18 protein-coding genes are annotated in these 20,355 nt (G+C 61.3%); 6 read left to right on the forward strand and 12 right to left on the reverse strand.

Annotated features, from left to right (window positions below):
- Positions 1-91: 91 nt before the first annotated feature.
- The 4 genes from N8H71_RS14260 to N8H71_RS14275 all read left to right on the forward strand — a co-directional run bounded on the left by N8H71_RS14260 (position 92) and on the right by N8H71_RS14275 (position 4,004).
- Complete coding sequence (locus N8H71_RS14260) at positions 92-1,312, forward strand: MFS transporter (protein ID WP_262194486.1); 1,221 nt, start codon at positions 92-94, stop codon at positions 1,310-1,312.
- Positions 1,313-1,376: 64 nt separating this feature from the next.
- Complete coding sequence (locus N8H71_RS14265) at positions 1,377-2,375, forward strand: NAD(P)H-quinone oxidoreductase (protein ID WP_262194487.1); 999 nt, start codon at positions 1,377-1,379, stop codon at positions 2,373-2,375.
- A 112-nt stretch (positions 2,376-2,487) separates the two neighbouring features.
- Positions 2,488-3,432, forward strand: coding sequence for an alpha/beta hydrolase (locus tag N8H71_RS14270; protein WP_262194488.1), 945 nt, complete (start codon positions 2,488-2,490; stop codon positions 3,430-3,432).
- A gap of 158 nt (positions 3,433-3,590) precedes the next feature.
- The gene (locus tag N8H71_RS14275; protein ID WP_262194489.1) at positions 3,591-4,004 is read left to right on the forward strand and encodes a VOC family protein; all 414 of its coding nucleotides are present in this window, start codon (positions 3,591-3,593) and stop codon (positions 4,002-4,004) included.
- A gap of 57 nt (positions 4,005-4,061) precedes the next feature.
- On the opposite strand, the gene N8H71_RS14280 is transcribed toward N8H71_RS14275, so the two are convergent.
- Positions 4,062-4,391 (reverse strand): hypothetical protein, encoded by a 330-nt coding sequence (locus N8H71_RS14280; protein WP_007956060.1) that lies wholly within the window; start codon positions 4,389-4,391, stop codon positions 4,062-4,064.
- Positions 4,392-4,615: 224 nt separating this feature from the next.
- Here N8H71_RS14280 and N8H71_RS14285 point away from each other — a divergent pair, with 224 nt between their 5' ends.
- Positions 4,616-4,873, forward strand: coding sequence for a hypothetical protein (locus N8H71_RS14285; protein WP_262194490.1), 258 nt, complete (start codon positions 4,616-4,618; stop codon positions 4,871-4,873).
- Positions 4,874-4,979: 106 nt separating this feature from the next.
- Here N8H71_RS14285 and N8H71_RS14290 read toward each other — a convergent pair whose 3' ends face one another.
- From N8H71_RS14290 to N8H71_RS14340, 11 genes are all read right to left on the reverse strand, one after another.
- Positions 4,980-6,002, reverse strand: coding sequence for an ABC transporter permease (locus N8H71_RS14290; RefSeq protein WP_007956055.1), 1,023 nt, complete (start codon positions 6,000-6,002; stop codon positions 4,980-4,982).
- A 57-nt stretch (positions 6,003-6,059) separates the two neighbouring features.
- A complete protein-coding gene (locus N8H71_RS14295; protein WP_262194491.1) occupies positions 6,060-7,625 on the reverse strand; it encodes a sugar ABC transporter ATP-binding protein in 1,566 nt (521 codons plus the stop codon).
- Positions 7,626-7,695: 70 nt separating this feature from the next.
- Positions 7,696-8,622, reverse strand: a complete 927-nt coding sequence (locus N8H71_RS14300) for a sugar ABC transporter substrate-binding protein (protein ID WP_262194492.1) — start codon at positions 8,620-8,622, stop codon at positions 7,696-7,698.
- Between the two features lie 160 nt (positions 8,623-8,782).
- On the reverse strand, positions 8,783-9,832 hold the full coding sequence (locus N8H71_RS14305) for a Gfo/Idh/MocA family protein (protein ID WP_262194493.1): 1,050 nt from the start codon (positions 9,830-9,832) through the stop codon (positions 8,783-8,785).
- A gap of 131 nt (positions 9,833-9,963) precedes the next feature.
- Complete coding sequence (locus tag N8H71_RS14310) at positions 9,964-10,989, reverse strand: Gfo/Idh/MocA family protein (RefSeq protein ID WP_085747788.1); 1,026 nt, start codon at positions 10,987-10,989, stop codon at positions 9,964-9,966.
- 35 nt (positions 10,990-11,024) lie between these two features.
- Positions 11,025-12,956 (reverse strand): 3D-(3,5/4)-trihydroxycyclohexane-1,2-dione acylhydrolase (decyclizing), encoded by a 1,932-nt coding sequence (iolD, locus tag N8H71_RS14315; RefSeq protein ID WP_262194494.1) that lies wholly within the window; start codon positions 12,954-12,956, stop codon positions 11,025-11,027.
- 45 nt (positions 12,957-13,001) lie between these two features.
- Positions 13,002-13,823: a TIM barrel protein gene (locus tag N8H71_RS14320; RefSeq protein WP_262194496.1), complete on the reverse strand. Its 822-nt coding sequence runs from the start codon at positions 13,821-13,823 to the stop codon at positions 13,002-13,004.
- A 25-nt stretch (positions 13,824-13,848) separates the two neighbouring features.
- Positions 13,849-15,351 (reverse strand): CoA-acylating methylmalonate-semialdehyde dehydrogenase, encoded by a 1,503-nt coding sequence (locus N8H71_RS14325; protein WP_262194497.1) that lies wholly within the window; start codon positions 15,349-15,351, stop codon positions 13,849-13,851.
- A 30-nt stretch (positions 15,352-15,381) separates the two neighbouring features.
- Complete coding sequence (gene iolB, locus N8H71_RS14330) at positions 15,382-16,191, reverse strand: 5-deoxy-glucuronate isomerase (protein WP_262194498.1); 810 nt, start codon at positions 16,189-16,191, stop codon at positions 15,382-15,384.
- The gene (gene iolE / locus N8H71_RS14335) at positions 16,188-17,081 is read right to left on the reverse strand and encodes a myo-inosose-2 dehydratase (RefSeq protein ID WP_262194499.1); all 894 of its coding nucleotides are present in this window, start codon (positions 17,079-17,081) and stop codon (positions 16,188-16,190) included. Before iolE ends, iolB begins: the two co-directional genes overlap by 4 nt.
- Positions 17,082-17,124: 43 nt before the next feature.
- Positions 17,125-19,062, reverse strand: coding sequence for a bifunctional 5-dehydro-2-deoxygluconokinase/5-dehydro-2-deoxyphosphogluconate aldolase (locus N8H71_RS14340; protein WP_262194500.1), 1,938 nt, complete (start codon positions 19,060-19,062; stop codon positions 17,125-17,127).
- Positions 19,063-19,372: 310 nt separating this feature from the next.
- Here N8H71_RS14340 and N8H71_RS14345 point away from each other — a divergent pair, with 310 nt between their 5' ends.
- Positions 19,373-20,293 carry a MurR/RpiR family transcriptional regulator gene (locus N8H71_RS14345; RefSeq protein WP_085747795.1) on the forward strand — a complete coding sequence of 307 codons (921 nt, stop codon included), beginning with the start codon at positions 19,373-19,375 and terminating at the stop codon, positions 20,291-20,293.
- The last annotated feature ends 62 nt before the right edge of the window (positions 20,294-20,355 follow it).

The following is a 20,355-nucleotide window of genomic DNA, read 5'->3' on the forward strand; positions in this document are numbered from 1 at the left end:
AACGCATCGCAACCACGCAAACTCGCTGCATTAACGCAGCAACGATAGCCGATATGCTGGGCGCCATAAACCTTTCCACAGGAATGCCGTCATGCGCACCTCAACTGCTTCACCCGAGCGTCGGGACACAAGTGTCTGGCTGGCGATCTTCGCCGGACTCTGCGCCAGCCTGGTCAGCATCGGTCTGGCGCGTTTCGCCTACACGCCGCTGATCCCTTCGCTGATTCAGGCGCAGTGGTTTTCCGCCCATGATGTGGTCTATCTCGGCGCGGCCAACCTGGTCGGTTACCTGATCGGCGCCCTCCTCGGCCGACCGCTGGCACGTCGGCTCACCCAGAGAAATGCCTTGCGACTGATGATGCTGGCGGTGACCGTGGCGTTTTTCGCCTGTGCGTACCCCGTGTCGGTGAGCTGGTATTTCGGCTGGCGTCTGCTGTCGGGAATTGCGGGCGGCGCGATCATGGTGCTGGTGGCCGCGACCGTACTGCCCCACGTACCGGCCGCGCGAAAAGGCCTGGCCAGTGGGGCGATTTTCCTCGGCATCGGTCTGGGCATCGCAGGTTCGGGCACGATTGTTCCTCTGCTGTTGAGCATTGGCCTGCAAGCGACCTGGCTGGGATTGGGCGCGTTGTCACTGGCACTGACGGCATTGAGCTGGTTCGGCTGGCCCCCGGAACAGCCCCATACAACCCCCGCAACGGCTCAGCTGGAACCGGTGGAGCCGACACCGCCTGCTGTTTATCTGTTGTTTGCCCAGTACGCGTTCATGGCCGCCGGGCTGGTGCCGGCCATGGTTTTCCTGGTGGATTACGTCGCCCGTGGACTGGGCGCCGGGGCGCACGTCGGCGCGCTGATCTGGGTCATGTACGGTCTGGGTGCCATCGTCGGCCCGGTGAGTTATGGCTTTCTCGCCGATCATCTCGGCGCACGGACCGGCATTCGTCTGGTGCTGTTGGTGCAGGCAATCACCCTTGGTTTGCTGGCCATTTCGCATTCGTTCCTGGCGTTGGCGCTGCTGGCAGTGGTGCTCGGTTCCTTTCCGCCGGGCATTGTCCCGCTGGCGTTGGCACGGGTGCATGAACTGGCGCCGGATCATCATCGTCAACAGGTGGCGTGGAGCCGCGCCACGGTGTCGTTCGCCACGTTTCAGGCGCTGGCCGGCTTCGCCTATTCGGCGCTGTTCAACGCCACGGGCGGACAGCATGTGCTGCTCTTCGTGATTGCCGGCGGTGCCATCGTGATCGCGCTGATACTTGAGCACGCCATGAAACTGCTGCCCTCCTCCGTCGAGCAACGCTGCTGCGCCCAATGACGGGAATCATTGCGCCCTGACTGTGCTCCCATCTACTGATCACTTGTTTCAAGAGGAATCAAAAATGACGCTGCCCACTGAAATGAACCGAATCGAAATCACCGAACCGGGCGGGCCCGAGGTTCTGCAATCCCGACGCGTCCCGCTGCCAGTCGCCGCAGAAGGCGAAATACTGATCCGCGTAAAGGCTGCCGGTATCAATCGCCCCGACGCCCTGCAACGCGCCGGCAAATACCCGATGAAGCCCGGCATGAACCCGATTCCGGGCCTTGAAGTGGCCGGCGAGGTCGTGGCGATTGGCAGCGGTGTCAGCACATTCGCGGTCGGTGACCGGGTCTGCGCACTGACCAATGGCGGAGGTTACGCCGAATACTGCACGGTTCCGGCCGGCCAGGCCCTGCCAATCCCCGATGGGCTGGACTGGATTCAGGCAGCGGCGATTCCGGAAACCTTTTTCACGGTGTGGGCCAACCTGTTCGGTCTCGGCGGCGCGAGCCGTGGTCAGCGCGCCTTGATCCACGGCGGCACCAGCGGCATCGGTACCACCGCGTTGATGCTGTGCCGCGAGTTTGGCATTGAAGCTTTCGCCACCGCCGGCAGCGTCGACAAATGCGCAGCGATCCGCAATCTGGGTGGCGAAGCGATCAACTACCGGGAACAGGATTTCGCGCAAGTCATCGCCGAAAAAACCGACGGCCAGGGCGTCAATGTGATCCTCGACATCATGGGCGGCTCGTACCTCAACGGGAACATCAGCGCCTTGGGAATGGATGGGCGATTGGTGATGCTCGGTTTCCTCGGTGGCGCGCGGGCCAATGACATCGATCTGCTGGCGATCCTCGGCAAGCGTGCGGTGGTCACCGGTTCCCTCCTGCGCGCCCGTACCTCGGCAGAAAAAGCTGCCATCGCCGATCAATTGCGCGAACACGTCTGGCCGCTGCTGGCTGCCGGTCGCTGCCTGCCGATCATCGACAAGGTTTATCCGCTCGCCGACGCAGCCAAGGCCCATGCGCACATGGAAGCGGGCGACCACATCGGCAAGATCGTGCTGAAGATCGACTGAGTTGTTGCAGCATTTTGTAATCGTTGCAGGCGTGCGGTGGTCGAAAATGTCACGCGCGGGTCAAGGCATCTGGTAAAAAGCGTTCTTTGTCCGAGCTGTGGTGAAACGTTTAATGCTCCTTGCCTTCATGACCCGACTTCGACGCCGCCGTCTGGCGTTCGCCTGCATGGCCGCCCTGATCATCGGCGTGCCGGCGAGTTGTGCCGTGCTGGAACACACCGAACGCAAGCTGTTGTTTCGCATCGAACCGGGCACCGCCGGCTGGTATCACGGATTGCCCGGCAGCGTCCAGGAACTCGATCTGCAACCGAAAAGCTTCAAGGCCGGGCAAAACATTCACGCCTGGTGGTGGCCGGCGGAACGTGCTGATGCTCCGGCCATTCTTTATCTGCATGGCGTGCGCTGGAACCTCACCGGGCAACTGTTTCGTATCGAACAACTGCGCGCGGCAGGTTATTCGGTACTGGCCATCGACTATCGCGGCTTCGGCCAGAGTCATGGCGATCTGCCGTCGGAGACCACGGTGTACGAAGATGCCCGGGTGGCCTGGGAACGCTTCCAGTTGTTGCAGCCCGACCCGAGCAAACGCCTGATCTACGGGCACTCGCTGGGGGGCGCGGTCGCCATCGACCTGGCTGCCGAACTCGGCCGCGATGCCGCCAGCCATCACACCCCGTTGCCGGTGCGCGGGCTGGTCATCGAATCCACATTCACCTCATTGGCGGATGTGGCGGCAGCCGTAGCCAACACCTCTCTTCCAGTTCGTTGGTTGCTGTCGCAGAAATTCGATTCCATCGACAAGATTGCCGAGATCCACATGCCGTTGCTGGTGGTGCACGGCCTGGCCGACGCATTCGTGCCGTCACGCTTCAGCGAGCAACTGTTCGCCGCCGCCCGGGAACCGAAACGCCTGCTGCTGGTGCCCGGCGCGACGCACAACAACAGCATGGCGCTGGGCGGACAGAACTATCGCAAGGCGATCGATACGCTGATGCAAACCCGACCTGCCGCCCGGGTGGCGGGGACTGCGGTGCAGAAGAACCCGCGCGACTCCTGACGGCCCTTCTCGCAGACCATCGGTCACCCCGAACAGAAATTCTTGCAGCATCGGCTGGCAATCCGTCGTTCTAACGCTTTGCTGGATGGAGTCAATCCATGACGCTGCTTCGGCACACCCGGCCGCGCGGCGTCCACTGCCTATTCGGGAGCACCACCATGAAAATCAACCCGTACCTGATCTTCAACGGCGACTGCCGCGCTGCCTTCACGTTTTACGAGCAATGCCTGCAAGGCAAGCTCGAAGCGATGATGACCTTCGGCGAAACACCAGCCGCCGAACATGTACCCAAAGAGCATCACAACCTGATCATCCACACCTGTTTGAAAGTAGGCGATCAGATGCTCATGGCTTCCGACACCACACCCGACCGCCCGACCCAAGGCATGAGCGGTTGCTCGATTTCCCTGAATGTCGACAGCATCGCCGAGGCCGAACGGGTCTTCAACGCCTTGGCCAGGGACGGTCGCGTCGACATGCCGCTGGAAGCCACCTTCTGGGCCGCTCGATTCGGAATGCTGGTGGATCGCTTCGGCGTGTCATGGATGGTCAATTGCGAAAGTGACAATTAGCGCTGCCAGTGCGCCGGACATGAAAAAGCCCGACCTCTTCAGGTCGGGCTTTTTCGTTCAACGCTGGGCCAGCTCGTGCCGAACGCACTGTTCGTAATAGGTCTGCTTGACGGCCGCCGGTTTGAGCCGCGACGCGCTGTCGTAGGTCTGTTCGGTGATGCCCATGGCGGTCATGCGCATCCACGGTTGCTGGAACTTGCGCGCCTGCAAGCGCTTGCGCGCGCCATAAAGAGAAATGCCCGAAAGCTTCGATTGTTGCGCACCGGCGGCAATGTCCGAACCCCAGGTACACGCAAAACGATGGCTCTTGCTCAATTCCCTGGCCTGGGCCTCCAACGCGAACAGAGCGAGGGAAAGCGTTGCTACGGTGATGACAATCGTCCGCATATAGCCCACCTAACCTTTTGAAAAAAGGCGAGTTTGCCGGGACTTTAAACATTCGGGGGCCAGCAATTTGCCGCCTGTTGCAGCCATGCTCGGCCGAAGGCTCTCCACAAAGATGCGCGGCTACACAGCCACCCGTCTCCCACCTCTCCCGCCCGTCAGCCGCCCGGCACTTTGTTTCGCCTCTGATTTTCCAAGGTAAATCCACCTGACGCGGAAGCCCGACGATGAACAGAACCATTGCAGCCCTCATGCTTGGAAGTCTTTTATCCGCCACCGCACCGCTCGCGATGGCGGGAAGCACCGTTCCGCCTACGGGTATTCCCGGGGTCAACCAGGGAGGCACCGAATCCAAGGAAGACAAGGCCGACAAAAAGGGTGAAGAAGCCTCGGGGTCGAACTCCGGTGCAGAGTCCCACGAGACAGACAAGGATGCGCAAACGTCCAGCGGGTCAAAGGATGGGATGGAAGAAAAGAAACCCTGACGACTTTGCCACCTCGGCAGTTTTCGCAGGCATAAAAAAGCCGATCTTTTCGATCGGCTTTGCTGTGTGACGTTCATCCCGCTTTACCAGGCCAGAACGATGAGTTTCAGCGCTTGAGCTTGCGCTTGTTGCGGTACTGGTCGATCACCACCGCGACCACAATGATCAGCCCCTTGATGATGTCCTGGATGTAGGCGTCGACCCCGACAAACGTGAACCCGCTGGCCATCACCCCAAGAATCAGAGCGCCAATCACCGTGCCGGTGATGCGCCCCACCCCGCCCGCCAGACTGGTACCACCGATGACCGCGGCGGCAATCGCGTCCAGCTCATAGGACATGCCCATCCCGGCCTGCCCGGTGGCGGCGCGGGCCGAAGCCACTACGCCTGCCAGCCCCGCGAGCAACCCGGCGATGCTGTAGACGATGACCAGATGACGTTTGACGTTGATGCCCGAGGTACGCGCCGCCTGCATGTTGCCGCCGATGGCGTAGGTGTATTTGCCGTATTTGGTGTAGCGCAGCGCGATGTGGAAGATCACCGCCACCACCAGAAAAATGATCACCGGCATCGCGCCGTGGCCGATGGCCGTGTAGGAATCCGAGAGCATGCTCACCGGCTGGCCTTCGGTGTAGTAACGCGCCAGGCCACGGGCGGAAACCATCATGCCCAGCGTGGCAATGAACGGCGGAATCCCGGTGATGGCGATGATGCTGCCGTTGATCGCCCCCGCCAGCAGCCCGACACCGAGCCCGGCAATCACGGGAATCCAGACCGGCAAATCGGTCAGTGACGGGAACACCGCACGGGCGAAATCCGAGGTCTGCGCCAGACTGGCCGCGATCATCGCCGACAACGCGAGCACCGAGCCCGACGACAGGTCGATACCGGTGGTGATGATCACCTGGGTCACGCCAATCGCCAGCAGGCCGATGATCGACACTTGCAGAATCATCAACACCAGCCGCTGGGAGTTCATCAGGAAGCTCTGGTCGCGCACGATCCAGCCGAACAGTTCGAACACCAGGCCAATGCCGATCAGCACCAGGAAAATGCTCAGTTCCGTCGGAAAGCGCCGGCGACTCTTGACCGGTGCCGTGGCCGGTTTGTTTTCCAGTATCGCGTTCATAACCACTCACCTTTCTATCGCATCATCGACGGCGGCCTCGGCCACCAGCGGTATCCATTAATGAACCGAGGACAGGCCCGAAGCCAGTTGCATCACCCGCTCCTGAGTCGCCTCGCTGCGGTCGAGGGTGCCCATCAGGTCGCCCTCATGCATGACCATCACCCGGTCGCTCATGCCGAGCACTTCCGGCAGTTCCGAAGAAATCATGATCACCGCCATGCCTTCGCTGGCCAGGTAGGCGATGAGCCGGTAAATCTCGGCCTTGGCGCCGACGTCGATGCCACGGGTCGGCTCGTCGAGAATCAGGATTCGCGGGTTGGTCATCAGCCAGCGGGCCAGCAAGGCTTTCTGCTGATTGCCACCTGACAGGGTGTCGATGCACTGCTCCAGCGACGGGGTTTTCACCCGCAGCTTCTTGCACATGTCTTCGCACAAGGCGCGCAAGGCTTTTTGCTGGATGAACCCGTGGCCGGCGTAGTGCGGCAGGACGGCCATTTCCATGTTCTCCAGCACCGAGAGGCACGGGAACAGACCACTGAGCTTGCGATCTTCGGTCAACAGCGCGAAGCCCTTCTCGATCGCCATGTGCGGATCGCTGATGCGCACCACCTCGCCATCGAGACGGATCTCGCCACCGTCGCTGGGCGTGATGCCGAAGATTGCTTCGGCCACGTTGGTGCGGCCAGAGCCCATCAAACCGGCGATGCCGAGGATTTCCCCGGCGTGCAGGTCGAAGGAAACACCCTTGAAAATGCCATCGAGCTTGAGGTCGCGCACCGACAGCAACAGATCGCCGATCGGCTTTTCACGCACCGGAAACAACTGGCTCAATTCGCGACCGACCATCATCGAAATCAGGCTGTCGCTGTCCATGGAATCGGCCCGCTGCAGGCCGATGTAGGCGCCGTCGCGGAACACCGCCACTTCGTCGGCGATCGCGAACACTTCGTTCATTTTGTGGGTGATGTAGATGATGCCTTTGCCCTGGCTTTTCAGGTCGGCAATGATCGAAAACAGATGGGCGACTTCCTTGTCGGTGATGGCCGATGTCGGTTCGTCCATGATCAGGATGTCGGAGTCGTAGGACACGGCTTTGGCGATCTCGACCATCTGCCGCTCGGCGATACTCAGGTTGCCGACCAGCTCTTCGGGGTCGAGGTTGATCCGCAGGCGATCCAGCAGTTTCGCCGTGCAGCGGTGCATTTCCCGGTGGTCGATCATGTGAAAGCCGTTGAGCTGCTCGCGGCCGATCCAGATGTTTTCGGCGATGCTCATGTGCGGCATCAGGTTGAGTTCCTGGTGGATCATCGCGATCCCGGCCTGAAGCGCTGCCAGTGGCGTTTCGAACACCACCGGTTTGCCCCGCAAGCGCAGCTCGCCGGCGTCTGGCTGGTAAATGCCGGCGATGATTTTCATCAGGGTCGATTTGCCCGCGCCATTCTCGCCCATGAGCGCCAGCACGGAACCGGGGCGTACCCGCAGTTGCACATCGGACAACGCCACCACACCGGGAAAACCCTTGCTGACGTTGAGGATCTCCAGCAGGTACGGCTCTTCGACAGGTATTGCAGTGGGCGGGCTCCCCGTCAGAGGGGTGCTCGAAGCAGTCGCTGAAGCGAACATGATCAGGTACTCCATCAGCAAGGTCGCGATCGCCACCTTGCGGGCTTATTGTTGTTATTGAACGGACGGACTATTTGAACTGGTCAACGTTTTGCGGCGTGATCAGGCGAAACGGTACCCAGACCGCCGGTTCGACCGGCTCGTTCTTCGCCATTCTCACCGCGGTATCGATGGAGCCGTCGGCCTGACCCTTGGCGTCCTGGAACACGGAAGCGGCCAGCGAGCCCTTCTTCACGGCGTTCAAGCCGTCCGGCGTACCGTCGACCCCCGCGATCAGCACGCTGCCTTTGGCGACGCCGGCCTGTTGCAGGGCCATGGCGGCACCGATGGCCATTTCGTCGTTGTTGGAGACGACCGCATCGAACTTGCGGCCCTGGGTCAGCCAGTCGTTGACCAGGGTCATGCCCTTGTCCCGCAGCCAGACGCCGCTCTGTTCCTGCTCGACCTTGATGTCCGGGTATTTGGCCAGCACCTCTTTGACGCCCTTGGTGCGGTTGGTGGTGGAGTTGTTCGCCAGATCGCCCAGCAGGATCACGATGTCGCCCTTGCCGCCCATCTTGTCGGCCAGGTACTGCATCTGCATCTCGCCGGCCTCCAGGTCATTGGAGGCGACGGTCACCACGCCTTTGGGCAGGTTCAAGTCATCGGGGCGGCGGTTGACATAAACCAATGGAATGCCGGCCTTCACCGCCGCTTCAGTGATTTTCTTGGTGGCGGCGGTATCCACCGGATTGACCACGATGGCGTCGACTTTCTGGCTGATGAAGCTTTCGACCTGGCTCAGTTGCTTGACCACATCGCTGCGGGCGTCTTCGAACTGCAGCTGGACGCCGTCGGGGTAGGACTTGGCTTTCTTGTCCATGGATTCACGCAGGTAGGTCAGCCAGGTGTCATCGAACTGGGACATGCTGACGCCGATCTTCATATCGGCCAGCACAGCGCCGCTGGCGAACATCAGGGACAAGGCCAGTGAGGCAAAACGGGTCTTGGTCTTCATGAAAAGTCTTTCTCCACATTCTTGTTGGTTTTATGGATGAGGCATGACGATTTCAGTAAGCGGGCAAGCAGTCGAAGCGTTGGAACGTATCCCGAGACAGTGAATCTGGACTCGACTTTATTGGAAAATATTTTCCATATCAACATGTTTTAGAATTTTATTATGATTTTATTCCATGGCTTGCAAACTCGCTCAGTTCCACCACCTGATGACGTTTGAAACTCAGTCGCGCAGCGTCTAGCACGCGGGTTGTCGCCAGTGCATCACGGGCGTCCACGGGCAGTGGGCCACCGTTTTGCAACGCGATTTGTAGCTGTAAATAGAACTGACTCCAGCAACCTCGCTCCGACGGAACCCGTTCGCGTTCTTCTCCGTGCTCGAACCAGCCCCAACGGCGGTGCTCCTCGACGCCCCAGCGCTCGCCTTCGGTTTTCGGCGAGAGCCCGGCCAGCGCCTGGGCCTCCTGCCCGTCCAGCCCCTCGACGCTGTAACAACCCAGCGTGCCGCTCACCCGAAAGCGCGGGCCGGGGCTGTTCTGCAGGCAACTGCCGCCCAAGTGCGAGGTCACGCCACTGGCGTGGGTCAGGGACATGAAGAAGCCGTGGTCGAACGTCTGGTCTTTCTCCAGGTATTCCAGTTCGGCGTAGACCCGTGTCACCGGGCCGAACAGCAACAACGCCTGATCGACCAGATGACTGCCAAGATCGCGCAGGAAACCACCGCCGCTGCCGTTGTGAACCGATGACGGCGAGTAACGTTCGATCCGCGACTCGAAACGGCTGACCTGGCCCAGCGCGCCGGATTCGATGAGTTTGCGCACGGTTAAAAAGTCCGAATCCCAGCGCCGGTTCTGATAGACGCTGAGCGGTACATTCTGGCGCTCGGCCATGGTGATCAGGGTTTGCGCCTGCTGCCAGTCGGCGGCGAACGGCTTGTCGCTGACCACCGCCACGCCGTGTTCGATGCCGTCGAGCACCAGTGCCGGCCGGCCCTTGAGGGGCGTCGATACCACCAGCACATCGATCCCGGCTTCCACCAACTGGCCGATGCTGTCGAAGGCCGGCACACCCGGGTGCTCCGCCGCCAGCAACTGTCGGCGCTCCGCTGAACGGGTGACCACGCCGACGAACGTCGCCGCCGGCAGACTGCTGATCAGCGGAGCATGAAAAAACCGGCCGCCATGGCCGTAACCGACAAGTCCGATGCGCATACAAGTATTTCCCTTAATAAAACGCGGACCCTGTGGGAGCGGGCTTGCCCGCGATGGCGCCGGCACATTGCACATTGATGTGTCCGGATAGACCGCTATCGCGAGCAGGCTCGCTCCCACAGGGATTTGCGTCAGCTATAGAAATGAGGGCGGTCTGGCAGTGCGACGTTGACGATCGCCCCGCTGTTCTGCGCTTCGATGCACGCATCGGCGGCAACCGCAGCGGCGAAGCCATCCCACGCCGACGGTCCACCGACCTGTCCTGCCCGCACGCCATCGATGAACGCCTGCAACTCGACGTCATAGGCCGCGATGAAGCGATCCTTCCAGTCCATCAGAATCGCGTTGGATAGCTTGGCCCCGCTGCGCAATTGAACCTGGGACGGCTCCGGCAGCTTGGCGATGCCGGTCTCCCCCACCACTTCGCACTGGATGTCGTATCCATACTGGCAATTGACGAAGACTTCCACGTCGATGCGCGTGCCCTTGGCGGTTTCCAGCAGCACGATCTGCGGATCTTTCAAATGCGCGAGGGCCTTGCTGCTCTTGCGCGGGAACACCACCTGCACCGAGACGTAATCGTCGTCGAGCAACCAGCGCAGCACGTCAAGTTCATGGATCAGCGTGTCGGTAATTGCCATGTCGGTCTTGTAGTTTTCACCCACGCTCGGGTTGCGGTGCGCGCAATGCAGCATCAACGGCTCGCCGATCTGGCCGCTGTCGATCACCGACTTCAACGCGCGATAACCTTCATCGTACGGACGCATGAATCCGACCTGCACTAGCCGTTTGCCGTGGGCCACTTCGGCCTCGACAATCTTGCGGCAGCCTTCGGCAGTGACCGCCAGCGGCTTTTCGCAGAACACCGGTTTGCCCGCCGCAATGGCGGCCAGCACGAACTCCTCGTGGCTCGGGCCCCAGGAGGTGACGAGGATCGCCTCGACGTCCGGCGCCTGGATCAGCGCGTGGCCGTCGGGATAGACCTCGGCGGTCAGTTTCAGGTCAGCGACGACCTTGGCCGCCTGCTGCAGATTGATGTCGGTAACCGCCACGACCTGACTGTTGAGCAAGGTCTGACTGCAACGACGGATGTGGTCCTGGCCGATGGCCCCGGTGCCGATGACGCCTAGCCGCAACGCTTGGGAAAGCAATGACATGAAAGGATTCCTTGTGGTTGTTCGATTCAGGGCAATCAGTACTGACGGGCCTTGGCCAGTCGTTCGTTCAGGGTTTTGGCCACCGCGTCGGTGCGGGCGCTGGTGGAGACTTGCGCCACGCCGACCCGCCACCACGACAGGTAACCGTGAATCATGGTCTTGGGCAGAACCTTGATGTCGATCAGGGTCGAGACCGTCTGCAAGCGCGCATCGGCCAGCGCCGCCTGCAGCTCTTCAACGGTACTCACTTTGTAGGTCTTGCAGCCGTAAGCCGCCGCGCTCATGGCGAAATCCACGGGCACGAAAGCGCCGTCGAGCTTGCCGGTCTGCGGGTTGCGGAAACGGAACTCGGTGGCAAAGCTGTCCATGCCGTTGCCCATCTGCAGGTTGTTGATGCAACCGAAAGACATGTTGTCGAACAGCACCACGTTGATCTTGCGTCGCTCCTGGATCGAGGTGGCCAGTTCCGAGTGCAGCATCATGTAAGAGCCGTCGCCCACCAGCGCATAGACCTCGCGCTCGGGTTCGGCGAGCTTCACGCCCAGGGCGGCGTTCACCTCATAGCCCATGCACGAATATCCGTATTCGACGTGATAGGTGTTAACGCCCTTGCTGCGCCAGCTGCGCTGCAAGTCGCCGGGCAGACTGCCGGCAGCGGCGACGATCACCGCGTCATCGGCGAGGGTTTCATTGAGCACGCCGAGCACGCGGCTCTGGGTCAGGCAGGAACCGGTCAGTTCAATGAATTCGCGCAACACCGCCGGATCGAGGTGGTCGTTGATTTCCGGGACGAAATCCCGGGCCTGATAGTCGATCTGATACAGGCGATCCACTTCCTCATCCAGTTGCACCCGTGCCTGACGGGGTTGATCGCCCCAAGCGGAACGGTAGTCACCCAGCGCTTCGGCCAGCGCCGACAAACCTGCCCTGGCATCCGTCAGCAGTTGCACGCCATCGAGTTTCAGGGCATCGCACGGGCTGATATTGAGGTTGAGAAACTGCACGCCTGGGTGCTGGAACAAGGATTTCGAGGCGGTGGTGAAATCGCTGTAGCGGGTGCCGACACCGATGATCAGATCCGCGTCCCTGGCCAGCAGGTTCGCCGCCAGGCAACCGGTTTCGCCAATGCCACCAACGTTCAGCGGATGGCTGGACACCAGCGCGCTTTTGCCGGCCTGGGTTTCGGCGAAGGGAATATCGAAGCGCTCGGCAAACGCCTGCAACGCCGCGTTGGCGCCCGAGTATTTGACGCCGCCACCACAGATAATCAGCGGTTTGCGCTTGCCTTTGAACAGTGCCACGGCATCGACGAGCATCGCTTCAGTGGCCGGGCGACGCTCGATCCGGTGCACGCGTTTTTGCAGGAAGTAATCGGGATAGTCATAGGCTTCGGCCTGCACGTCCTGCGGCAGGGCCAGGGTCACGGCGCCGGTTTCGGCGGGGTCGGTGAGCACGCGCATGGCGTGGATTGCCGCTGTCATCAATTGTTCGGGACGGTTGATGCGATCCCAGTATTTGCTCACGGCCTTGAACGCATCGTTGGTGCTGATGCTCAGGTCGTGGAACTGCTCGATCTGTTGCAACACCGGGTCCGGTTGACGGCAGGCATAGACGTCGCCCGGCAACAGCAGCAAGGGAATCCGGTTGGCGGTCGCGGTGGCGGCAGCGGTCAGCATGTTCGCCGCGCCCGGCCCCACGGACGAGGTGCAGGCGTAGATCTTGCGCCGCAGATGCTGCTTGGCGAAACCGATCGCCGCGTGGGCCATACCTTGTTCGTTGCGGCCCTGATGGACGATCAGGTCACCGCTGTCCTGCTCCAGCGCCTGCCCCAGACCCAGCACGTTGCCGTGGCCGAAAATGGTAAAGATCCCGGCGACGAACTTGCTCTGAACGCCATCGACCTCGATGTACTGGTTGTCGAGGAATTTCACCAGGGCCTGGGCCATGGTCAGTCTTGTTGTGGTCATAACCGCACCTTCCAAATTCAGATCCGATCCCTGCGAGGGGCACTGTCAACTCAGGGATTTGCTCAGGTGGTCCATGCTCGCGCCGATCGCCGTCTGGATATCCGCCAGGCCATGGACGCTGTCGGCGAACGGCTCAAACGACAGGTAGCCGCTGTAGCCGCCAGCGAGCAGGCTGTTGATTTGCGCCGCGTTGCCGAGAATGTCGTCCGCGCCCACCAGCACCCGGTGACCATCGCCAAGGGTCGCCAGCGGCGCCTCGGTTTCCTCGACACCGGAGATGTGCACCAACCCGGTCAACTCAGGAAAGAACTCTTGTTCACCGGCCAGATGGTGATGAAAGGTGTCGTGCACCAGGCGAAACACATCCAGCCCGCCGACAGCCTTGATCGCCTCCACCGCCGTGCGTTTGCGTCGCAGCGAGCAGGCTTTGAAACCCAGCGGTTCGATGAATCCCAGCAGGCCGTGATCGCGCAGGATCGGCGCCAGCGCACTCAACGCAGTGCGCAGGCCCGACGCACGTTCGGCGACGCTGCGCGGATCGGCGCGATCGTTCAACGGGCACATCACCAGCCCCCGCGCACCACAATCGCGGGCATAGGCCGCCAGCTTCAAGGCCTGCGCGCGGCGCTCGTCATTCCACACGTCGAACGGATACAACGCGTTGATCGACAGCACGCTGATGCCGTGGGTAGCGCACAACTCACGCACGTGTCCGGGTGCGGTGCCGTCCTCGATCTCAATGCCTTTGAGATCGTTGCGGATCTCGATGGCGTCGGCCTTGAGGGTCACCGCCAACTCGATGAACGCCGGCAGGGACAAACGTGGAGCGACCATTCGGTTCAGGGCAAAACGCAGGGGAGTACTCATTCTTGTTGTTCTCCGCGCAGATGATTTATTTGGCCGTCGGCATGCTGAATTCCGGGCCCTTGGCAATGCTGTCGGGCCAGCGCTGCATCACGCTTTTATAGCGACTGTAGAAACGAATGCCTTCCTCCCCGTAGGCGTGGTGATCGCCGAACAGCGAGCGCTTCCAGCCTCCGAACGAATGCCAGGCCATGGGCACCGGAATCGGCACGTTGATGCCGACCATGCCGACCTTGATGCTGCGGGCGAAAGCGCGGGCGATCCCGCCATCGCTGGTGAAGCACGACACGCCGTTGCCGAATTCATGGGCGTTGATCAGCGCCACGGCACTGGCGAAATCCGGCACGCGCACGATGCCCAGCACCGGGCCGAAGATTTCCTGCTGATAAATGCTCATGTCGGTGGTGACGTGATCGAACAGCGTCGCGCCGACGAAAAAGCCCGCCTCGGCCCCCGGTACCTTGAAGTGACGGCCGTCGACAATCAGCTGCGCGCCCTGGGACACGCCCTGATCGATAAAGCCTTCCACCCTGGCCTTGTGTTCGGCGGTGACCAGCGGGCCCATGTCGTTGTCGCCTTGCAGACCGTTGCCGACTTTCAATTGATCGATGCGCGGCAGCAGTTTGGCGATCAGTTGATCGCCGACTTCACCGACCGCGACCGCAATCGAAATCGCCATGCAGCGCTCACCGGCGGAACCGTAAGCGGCACCGATCAAGGCATCCGCCGCTTGATCCAGATCCGCGTCGGGCATGACGATCATGTGATTCTTCGCGCCGCCCAGCGCCTGCACCCGCTTGCCGCGCGCGGTGGCCTGCTGGTGGATGTACTCGGCAATCGGCGTCGAACCGACAAACGAAATCGCCTCGATGTCCGGGTGCTGCAGCAAGGTGTCGACCGCCGTCTTGTCACCCTGCACCACGTTGAACACGCCGTCCGGCAAACCGGCTTCGGTCAACAGTCGAGCCATCAGCAAACTGGCGGACGGATCGCGCTCGGACGGTTTGAGGATGAAGCAGTTGCCGGTGACCAGCGCCAGCGGAATCATCCACAGCGGCACCATCACCGGGAAGTTGAACGGCGTGACCCCGGCGCAGACGCCGAGCGGCTGACGCAGGTTCCAGTTGTCGATGCCGCCGCCGATGTTGTCGCTGAACTCGGTCTTCAGCAGGTTCGGCGCACCGCAGGCGTATTCGACGATTTCGATGCCTCGGGTGACTTCGCCCTTGGCGTCGGAAAACACCTTGCCGTGTTCGCGGCTGATGATTTCCGCCAGTTCGTCGTGATGACGATCGAGCAATTCCTTGAACTTGAACATCACCCGCGAACGGCGCAGGGACGATTGCTCGGACCAGGCCGGGAACGCCTTCAGCGCCGAAGCGACAGCAGCGTCCACGGTCTTCTGACTGGCCAGCCCGACTCGCGCCTGAACGGCACCGGTGGCCGGATTGAAGACATCGCTGAATCGTTCACTACCGCTGTCCTGCACCTGACCATCGATGTAGTGGCCTATGACCGGGGCGTCGCTCATTGTTCTTGTTCTCCGTGCGAAAGTTGGAATTCAGAGATCCAGCAGCCAGCTGTGCTGCGGGTCGTTATGGAACTGCCAGACGCGTTTCGGCCCTGCCATCACGTTCAGGTAATAAGACTCGTAGCCATACGGCACGCTGACCGGGTGATAGCCCTTGGGTACGACGACGAGGTCGCTGTTTTCCACGGCCATGGCTTGATCGATGCTGCGGTCGTCGGTGTAGACCCGCTGAAACACGAAACCCTGGGGCGGGTTGATCTGGTGGTAGTAGGTTTCTTCGAGAAAGCTCTGGTGCGGCAGGTCGTCGGTGTCGTGCTTGTGTGGCGGGTAGCTCGAGGAGTGCCCCGACGGCGTGCGCACTTCCACCACCAACAGCGAATGGGCCGGCTCGCTGTCCGGCAGGATGTCGCAGACATAACGAGTGTTGGCGCCCTTGCCGCGCACGCTGCGCTTCATGGTTTCAGGCCTGATCAGGCGCGGGCCGAGGCCCGTGGTGGTCGAGCCGGGAGCGGCGCAGACCGCCACTTGCGCATCACTCAACGCCACCACTTGAGCCTGACTGCCGGGTGGCAGGTACGCGGCGAACGGGGATTTGTCTTCGAACACCGATTGGCGATCACCAAGGTTGTCCCAGTTGAAGGCGCCCTGCCCCGGCGCTTCGCCGTGGATGCCGACCCGACCGCTGAGCAGCACCAAACACAGCTCTTTATCACCCGCTGCGACAGGCAAGGTTTCACCCAGGCTCAAGCGATAGGCGGCGAAACCGACGTATTGCAGCTCACCTTCAGCCAGCTCGACCATGGTCCGGCCACGGGCATTGCTTTTGACCAGCAGGCTCATCGTGCAGCCCTCTGGTCGAGCAGCGCACGCAACGTGTCGAAGCCTTTTTTCGCGTAGACATAACTCGGCGCCACCGCCGGATCCTGCTCGGCCTCGACCACCAGCCAGCCGTGGTAATCGTCCGCCAGCAGCACGTCCAGCAACTCGGCGAAGTCGATGTCGCCATCCCCCGGCACAGTAAAAGTGCCGTTGATGATGCAGTCGGGGAAGCTCCAAAGATTGTTGCGCGCCAGTTGCACCACCGGTTTGCGCACGTCCTTGAAATGCACGTGGCAGATGCGCGACAGGTGTTTGCGCAGCACCTGCAAGGGCTCGCCGCCGCCCATGTAGCAATGGCCCGAATCGAACAGCAGCCCGACTTCATTGCCGGTCAACGCCATCAGGGTGTCGATGTCCGACGGGGATTCGACGTAGGCGCCCATATGGTGGTGATACGCCAGACGCACGCCTTGGGACAGGGTGAAGCGCGCCAGTTCGGTCAGCTTGTCGGCGTATTGCTGCCACGCCTGTTCAGTATGAAAACGCGGGCGTTCGACCAGCGGAATTCGCTGGCCCTGAATGGAATCGGCGACTTCACCGTAAACCAGCACGTTCGCGCCGTTCTTTGCCAGCAGCTCGACATGGCTGGCAATCGCGTCGATTTCTTCGGCCACCGAACGCCGCGCCAGACGACTGGAATACCAGCCGGACACCAGCGCCAGGTCATACGGGCGCAACACGTCGCCAACGCCTTTGGCGTCCTTGGGAAATTTGCCGTTGAGTTCGAAGCCTTCATAACCGATGGCCTTGCCTTCGCTGAGGGCGGTGCTCAGCGGCGTTTCACCGCCGAGGGACGGCAGGTCGTCGTTGCTCCAGGAAATCGGGTTGATGCCAATTCGGATAGCGGGCATGGCTGCACCTTTTATTGTTATTTCTAGAATGTTCAACCGCGGCTCAGGCCCGGGCCGTTCGCCAGGCATCGATCAGTTCGACGAAGGTGCCCTGCACCTGACGGATCAGCGTCTCGTCATCGATCTCCCCGGCCAGCCAGGCACGGCTCGGCTCCTGGAGAATCGTCCGGCCCACGGCGAACCCGCGGCAGGTCTGGCTCTGACTGGCCTGTTGAAAGCCTTCGGCCAACGCTGATGCCGGGGCATTCAGGCCCAGCAGCACCACACCTCGGCAATAGGGATCGCGCGCCTGGATCAGTTCGTCGAGCTGTTGCCATTCCTCGGCGCTTTGCGCTTCGATCTTCCACCACGCCGGGTAGATGCCCAGGTTGTAGAGGCGTTTGAGCGCGCGATACAGCACATCGGGATGCGCTGAGGGGTGATCCTTGGGCGGGATGATTTCCAGCAGCAGTTCATGACCGCTGACTTGCGATGCCTGATACAACGCCTTGATCTGCGCTTCCTGCTCCAGCCGCAGCATCGGTTCGTCGTCCGGGTGGAATTGCACCAGGCACTTGATGATTTGCTCTTGCGGCCAGGCGATCAGGTTGCTGCCGATCGAGCGCCCGTGTTCGAAGGCCAGCGGCCGCGAGCCCTGCACCTCGACCGGCCGCGCCACCCACCAGCCACGACCGGTAGCGGCGTTCAGCGAGTCCTGGCCGAAACGCTGATCCGCCAGCAGCCCGACATCGGCTTCGATGCCCTGCTCGCGCAAGTCGCTTTCGACCCGTTCCACAGCCTTGATGAACAGTTGCTTGAGTTCGCCGATGGCGCCGAGGTCGCGTCCGCCCTTCTGGGCCAGTTCCACTAGTTGCCCGCGATGGTCGAAGGCAAAGATGAACAGTTGCTTCCACTGTTTGCGCGGCACACTGACCTGATGCAGGCGTTGCAGAGTGACGTCCTGATCGGGCCGGGTAATCGGCACCGGGCTGCTGAACAGGTAATCCAGCTCGGCACGGGTCGGCATCGCCGGCGCACACGCATGGCGCGACACCACCAGACCACCGCAGGCATTGGCCAACTGGCAGCAACGCTCATCGCTGGCGTCTTCCAGCCAACCGCTGAGGAAGCCCGACATGAACGCATCGCCGGCGCCCAGCACGTTCAGCACCTCGACTCGCACGCCGGGATAAATCGCGCCGTCTTCAAGGCGTGCCGGAATCTCTCCGTGAATCACCGTGCAACCTTGCGGACCGAGTTTGACCACCAGGGTCGCTGCGCTCAGCCGCCGGACATTGCGCAGCGCAATGAGCAAATCCTCTGAACCGCCGGCCAGCAGAAACTCTTCCTCCGTCCCGACTACAAGGTCAAAGCGCGGGAGGATTTGTTGCACATGTTGAGTGACGTTCTGATCGGCAACGAAACGGGTTTCGCCGTCCGCCTTGCCGGCGAGCCCCCACAGGACCGGGCGGTAGTCGATGTCCAGCACCCGTTTGACGTTGTGCTTTTCGGCGTAGTCCAGCGCCTGGATGCTCGCCTTGTAGACGCCGTCGGTGGAGAAATGGGTGCCGGTGATCAGCAAAGCTTTGCTGGAGGCGATAAAGGCTTCGCTGATGTCTTCGGCCCGCAGCGCCATGTCGGCGCAATTCTCACGGTAGAAGACCAAGGGAAAGGTTTCCCGATCCTTGAGGCCGAGCAGCACCATGGCGGTCAGACGCTCCGGGTCGACCTTGATGCCGCTGACATCGCAGCCTTCACGGGCCAGCGACTCGATCAGGAAACGCCCCATGTGATCGTCACCGGTCCGGCTCAGCATCGCCGACCTGAGCCCCAGCCGGGCGGAGCCGAACGCGATGTTGGCGGAGGAGCCGCCGAGGTATTTGGCGAAGCTGCTCACATCCTCCAGTCGTGCCCCGACCTGCTGCGCATAGAGGTCGACGCCGAGGCGCCCGAGGCAAATCAGATCCAATTGACGTCCACTGGCAAAACGAGTCTGGCCCATGCTGGCTCCTGTTATTTTTATCAGCCTGCGCCCTACGCGGTGACCGCGCCGGACACTCTTGGTGGATGCAGACTAAAACGAGCCGGATCGAACAATCAATAAATATTCCAATTATTTTTCACGTGGAATATTTTTTCCAATAAACTTCGGTACAGGCGCTCCAGACACAGTGCATCGTTTCAGCAGGCGTCCCGCTGGCGCAAGCCCAAGATTTTGTCCGGGCCGAGCCTGTAGACTGCGCACAGCCAACCTATTGTCAGGGGACGAGATGTACAACCGTCCCTATAAGAACAAGCCAGAAGGATTATTTATGTCCAGCACCGATCAGCCGGCTACCGCCGAGAGCACGCCCGAGAGCGATCTTGCCAGCCCCCCGATCAATGCCGAGCGTCTGCTGCAGCTCATCACCACTGAATACGAAAGCCTTCCGCGCCAGCTCAAACGCATCGCCAGTTACATGAGCCAGCAGAGCGACCGGATCATGGTCGACCGTATCAGCGATATCGCCCGCGAGTGCGAAGTGCACCCGTCGGCCATCGTGCGGTTTTCCCAGCGATTCGGTTTCAGCGGTTTCAGTGAAATGCAGGCGCTGTTCCGCGAGGCATATACCCACAAAGCCACGCCGGTTCAGAACTACCAACAGCGCATCCGCAGCATGATCGCCAACAAGTCGCAGAAAGCCAGCGGCGGCGATCTGGCCCGCGAATGCATCGACGCCACACTGTCGGGCATCGAACGCCTGGGGCAGGAGCTCGATGACCAGGCCTTCGAAAAGGCCGTGGACCTGGTGGTCAATGCCGACAATATCTACGTGGTCGGCGTTCGCCGCTCGTTCGCGGTGGCCGACTATCTGGTCTACAACCTGCAACACACCAACAAGCGCATCCACCTGGTCTCGGGCCTCGGCGGCAGCTATCGCGAGCAGATGCGCAGCGTGCGCGCCAATGACCTGGTGATCGCCATCAGCTTCACGCCGTACGGCAAGGAAACCCAGCACTGCCTGCGCATCGCCCAACACCATCAGGCAAAAACCCTGATCATCACTGACAGCAATCTCTCGCCACTGGCCAAGCGCGCCAACACCCTGCTGCTGGTCAACGAAGGCAGTTCGTTTGCGTTCCGTTCCCTGAGTGCAACTTTGTGCCTGTGCCAGGCGCTGTTTATCGCCGTAGCCTATCGACTGGAGTTGAAGGTGGACGAGATTCACGAGCAGGTCGGGTTCGAGGACTGATCGGGGCACCGCCATTCCAACGAATGAGGCAAATCAAAATATTTATTCCATTATTTGAATGT

This window comes from Pseudomonas koreensis, assembly GCF_025447595.1.
GTDB lineage: Bacteria > Pseudomonadota > Gammaproteobacteria > Pseudomonadales > Pseudomonadaceae > Aquipseudomonas > Aquipseudomonas koreensis_H.

What these genes read in the sequence shown, in the direction of transcription:
- N8H71_RS14300 (WP_262194492.1), bottom strand. Translation starts at nt 8,622, where the DNA reads ATGAAGACCAAGACCCGTTTTGCCTCACTGGCCTTGTCCCTGATGTTC.
- N8H71_RS14290 (WP_007956055.1), bottom strand. Translation starts at nt 6,002, where the DNA reads ATGAACGCGATACTGGAAAACAAACCGGCCACGGCACCGGTCAAGAGT.
- iolB (WP_262194498.1), bottom strand. Translation starts at nt 16,191, where the DNA reads ATGAGCCTGCTGGTCAAAAGCAATGCCCGTGGCCGGACCATGGTCGAG.
- N8H71_RS14265 (WP_262194487.1), top strand. Translation starts at nt 1,377, where the DNA reads ATGACGCTGCCCACTGAAATGAACCGAATCGAAATCACCGAACCGGGC.
- N8H71_RS14325 (WP_262194497.1), bottom strand. Translation starts at nt 15,351, where the DNA reads ATGAGCGACGCCCCGGTCATAGGCCACTACATCGATGGTCAGGTGCAG.
- N8H71_RS14260 (WP_262194486.1), top strand. Translation starts at nt 92, where the DNA reads ATGCGCACCTCAACTGCTTCACCCGAGCGTCGGGACACAAGTGTCTGG.
- N8H71_RS14295 (WP_262194491.1), bottom strand. Translation starts at nt 7,625, where the DNA reads ATGTTCGCTTCAGCGACTGCTTCGAGCACCCCTCTGACGGGGAGCCCG.
- N8H71_RS14305 (WP_262194493.1), bottom strand. Translation starts at nt 9,832, where the DNA reads ATGCGCATCGGACTTGTCGGTTACGGCCATGGCGGCCGGTTTTTTCAT.
- N8H71_RS14275 (WP_262194489.1), top strand. Translation starts at nt 3,591, where the DNA reads ATGAAAATCAACCCGTACCTGATCTTCAACGGCGACTGCCGCGCTGCC.
- N8H71_RS14345 (WP_085747795.1), top strand. Translation starts at nt 19,373, where the DNA reads ATGTCCAGCACCGATCAGCCGGCTACCGCCGAGAGCACGCCCGAGAGC.
- N8H71_RS14310 (WP_085747788.1), bottom strand. Translation starts at nt 10,989, where the DNA reads ATGTCATTGCTTTCCCAAGCGTTGCGGCTAGGCGTCATCGGCACCGGG.
- iolD (WP_262194494.1), bottom strand. Translation starts at nt 12,956, where the DNA reads ATGACCACAACAAGACTGACCATGGCCCAGGCCCTGGTGAAATTCCTC.
- N8H71_RS14285 (WP_262194490.1), top strand. Translation starts at nt 4,616, where the DNA reads ATGAACAGAACCATTGCAGCCCTCATGCTTGGAAGTCTTTTATCCGCC.
- N8H71_RS14320 (WP_262194496.1), bottom strand. Translation starts at nt 13,823, where the DNA reads ATGAGTACTCCCCTGCGTTTTGCCCTGAACCGAATGGTCGCTCCACGT.
- N8H71_RS14270 (WP_262194488.1), top strand. Translation starts at nt 2,488, where the DNA reads ATGCTCCTTGCCTTCATGACCCGACTTCGACGCCGCCGTCTGGCGTTC.
- iolE (WP_262194499.1), bottom strand. Translation starts at nt 17,081, where the DNA reads ATGCCCGCTATCCGAATTGGCATCAACCCGATTTCCTGGAGCAACGAC.
- N8H71_RS14340 (WP_262194500.1), bottom strand. Translation starts at nt 19,062, where the DNA reads ATGGGCCAGACTCGTTTTGCCAGTGGACGTCAATTGGATCTGATTTGC.
- N8H71_RS14280 (WP_007956060.1), bottom strand. Translation starts at nt 4,391, where the DNA reads ATGCGGACGATTGTCATCACCGTAGCAACGCTTTCCCTCGCTCTGTTC.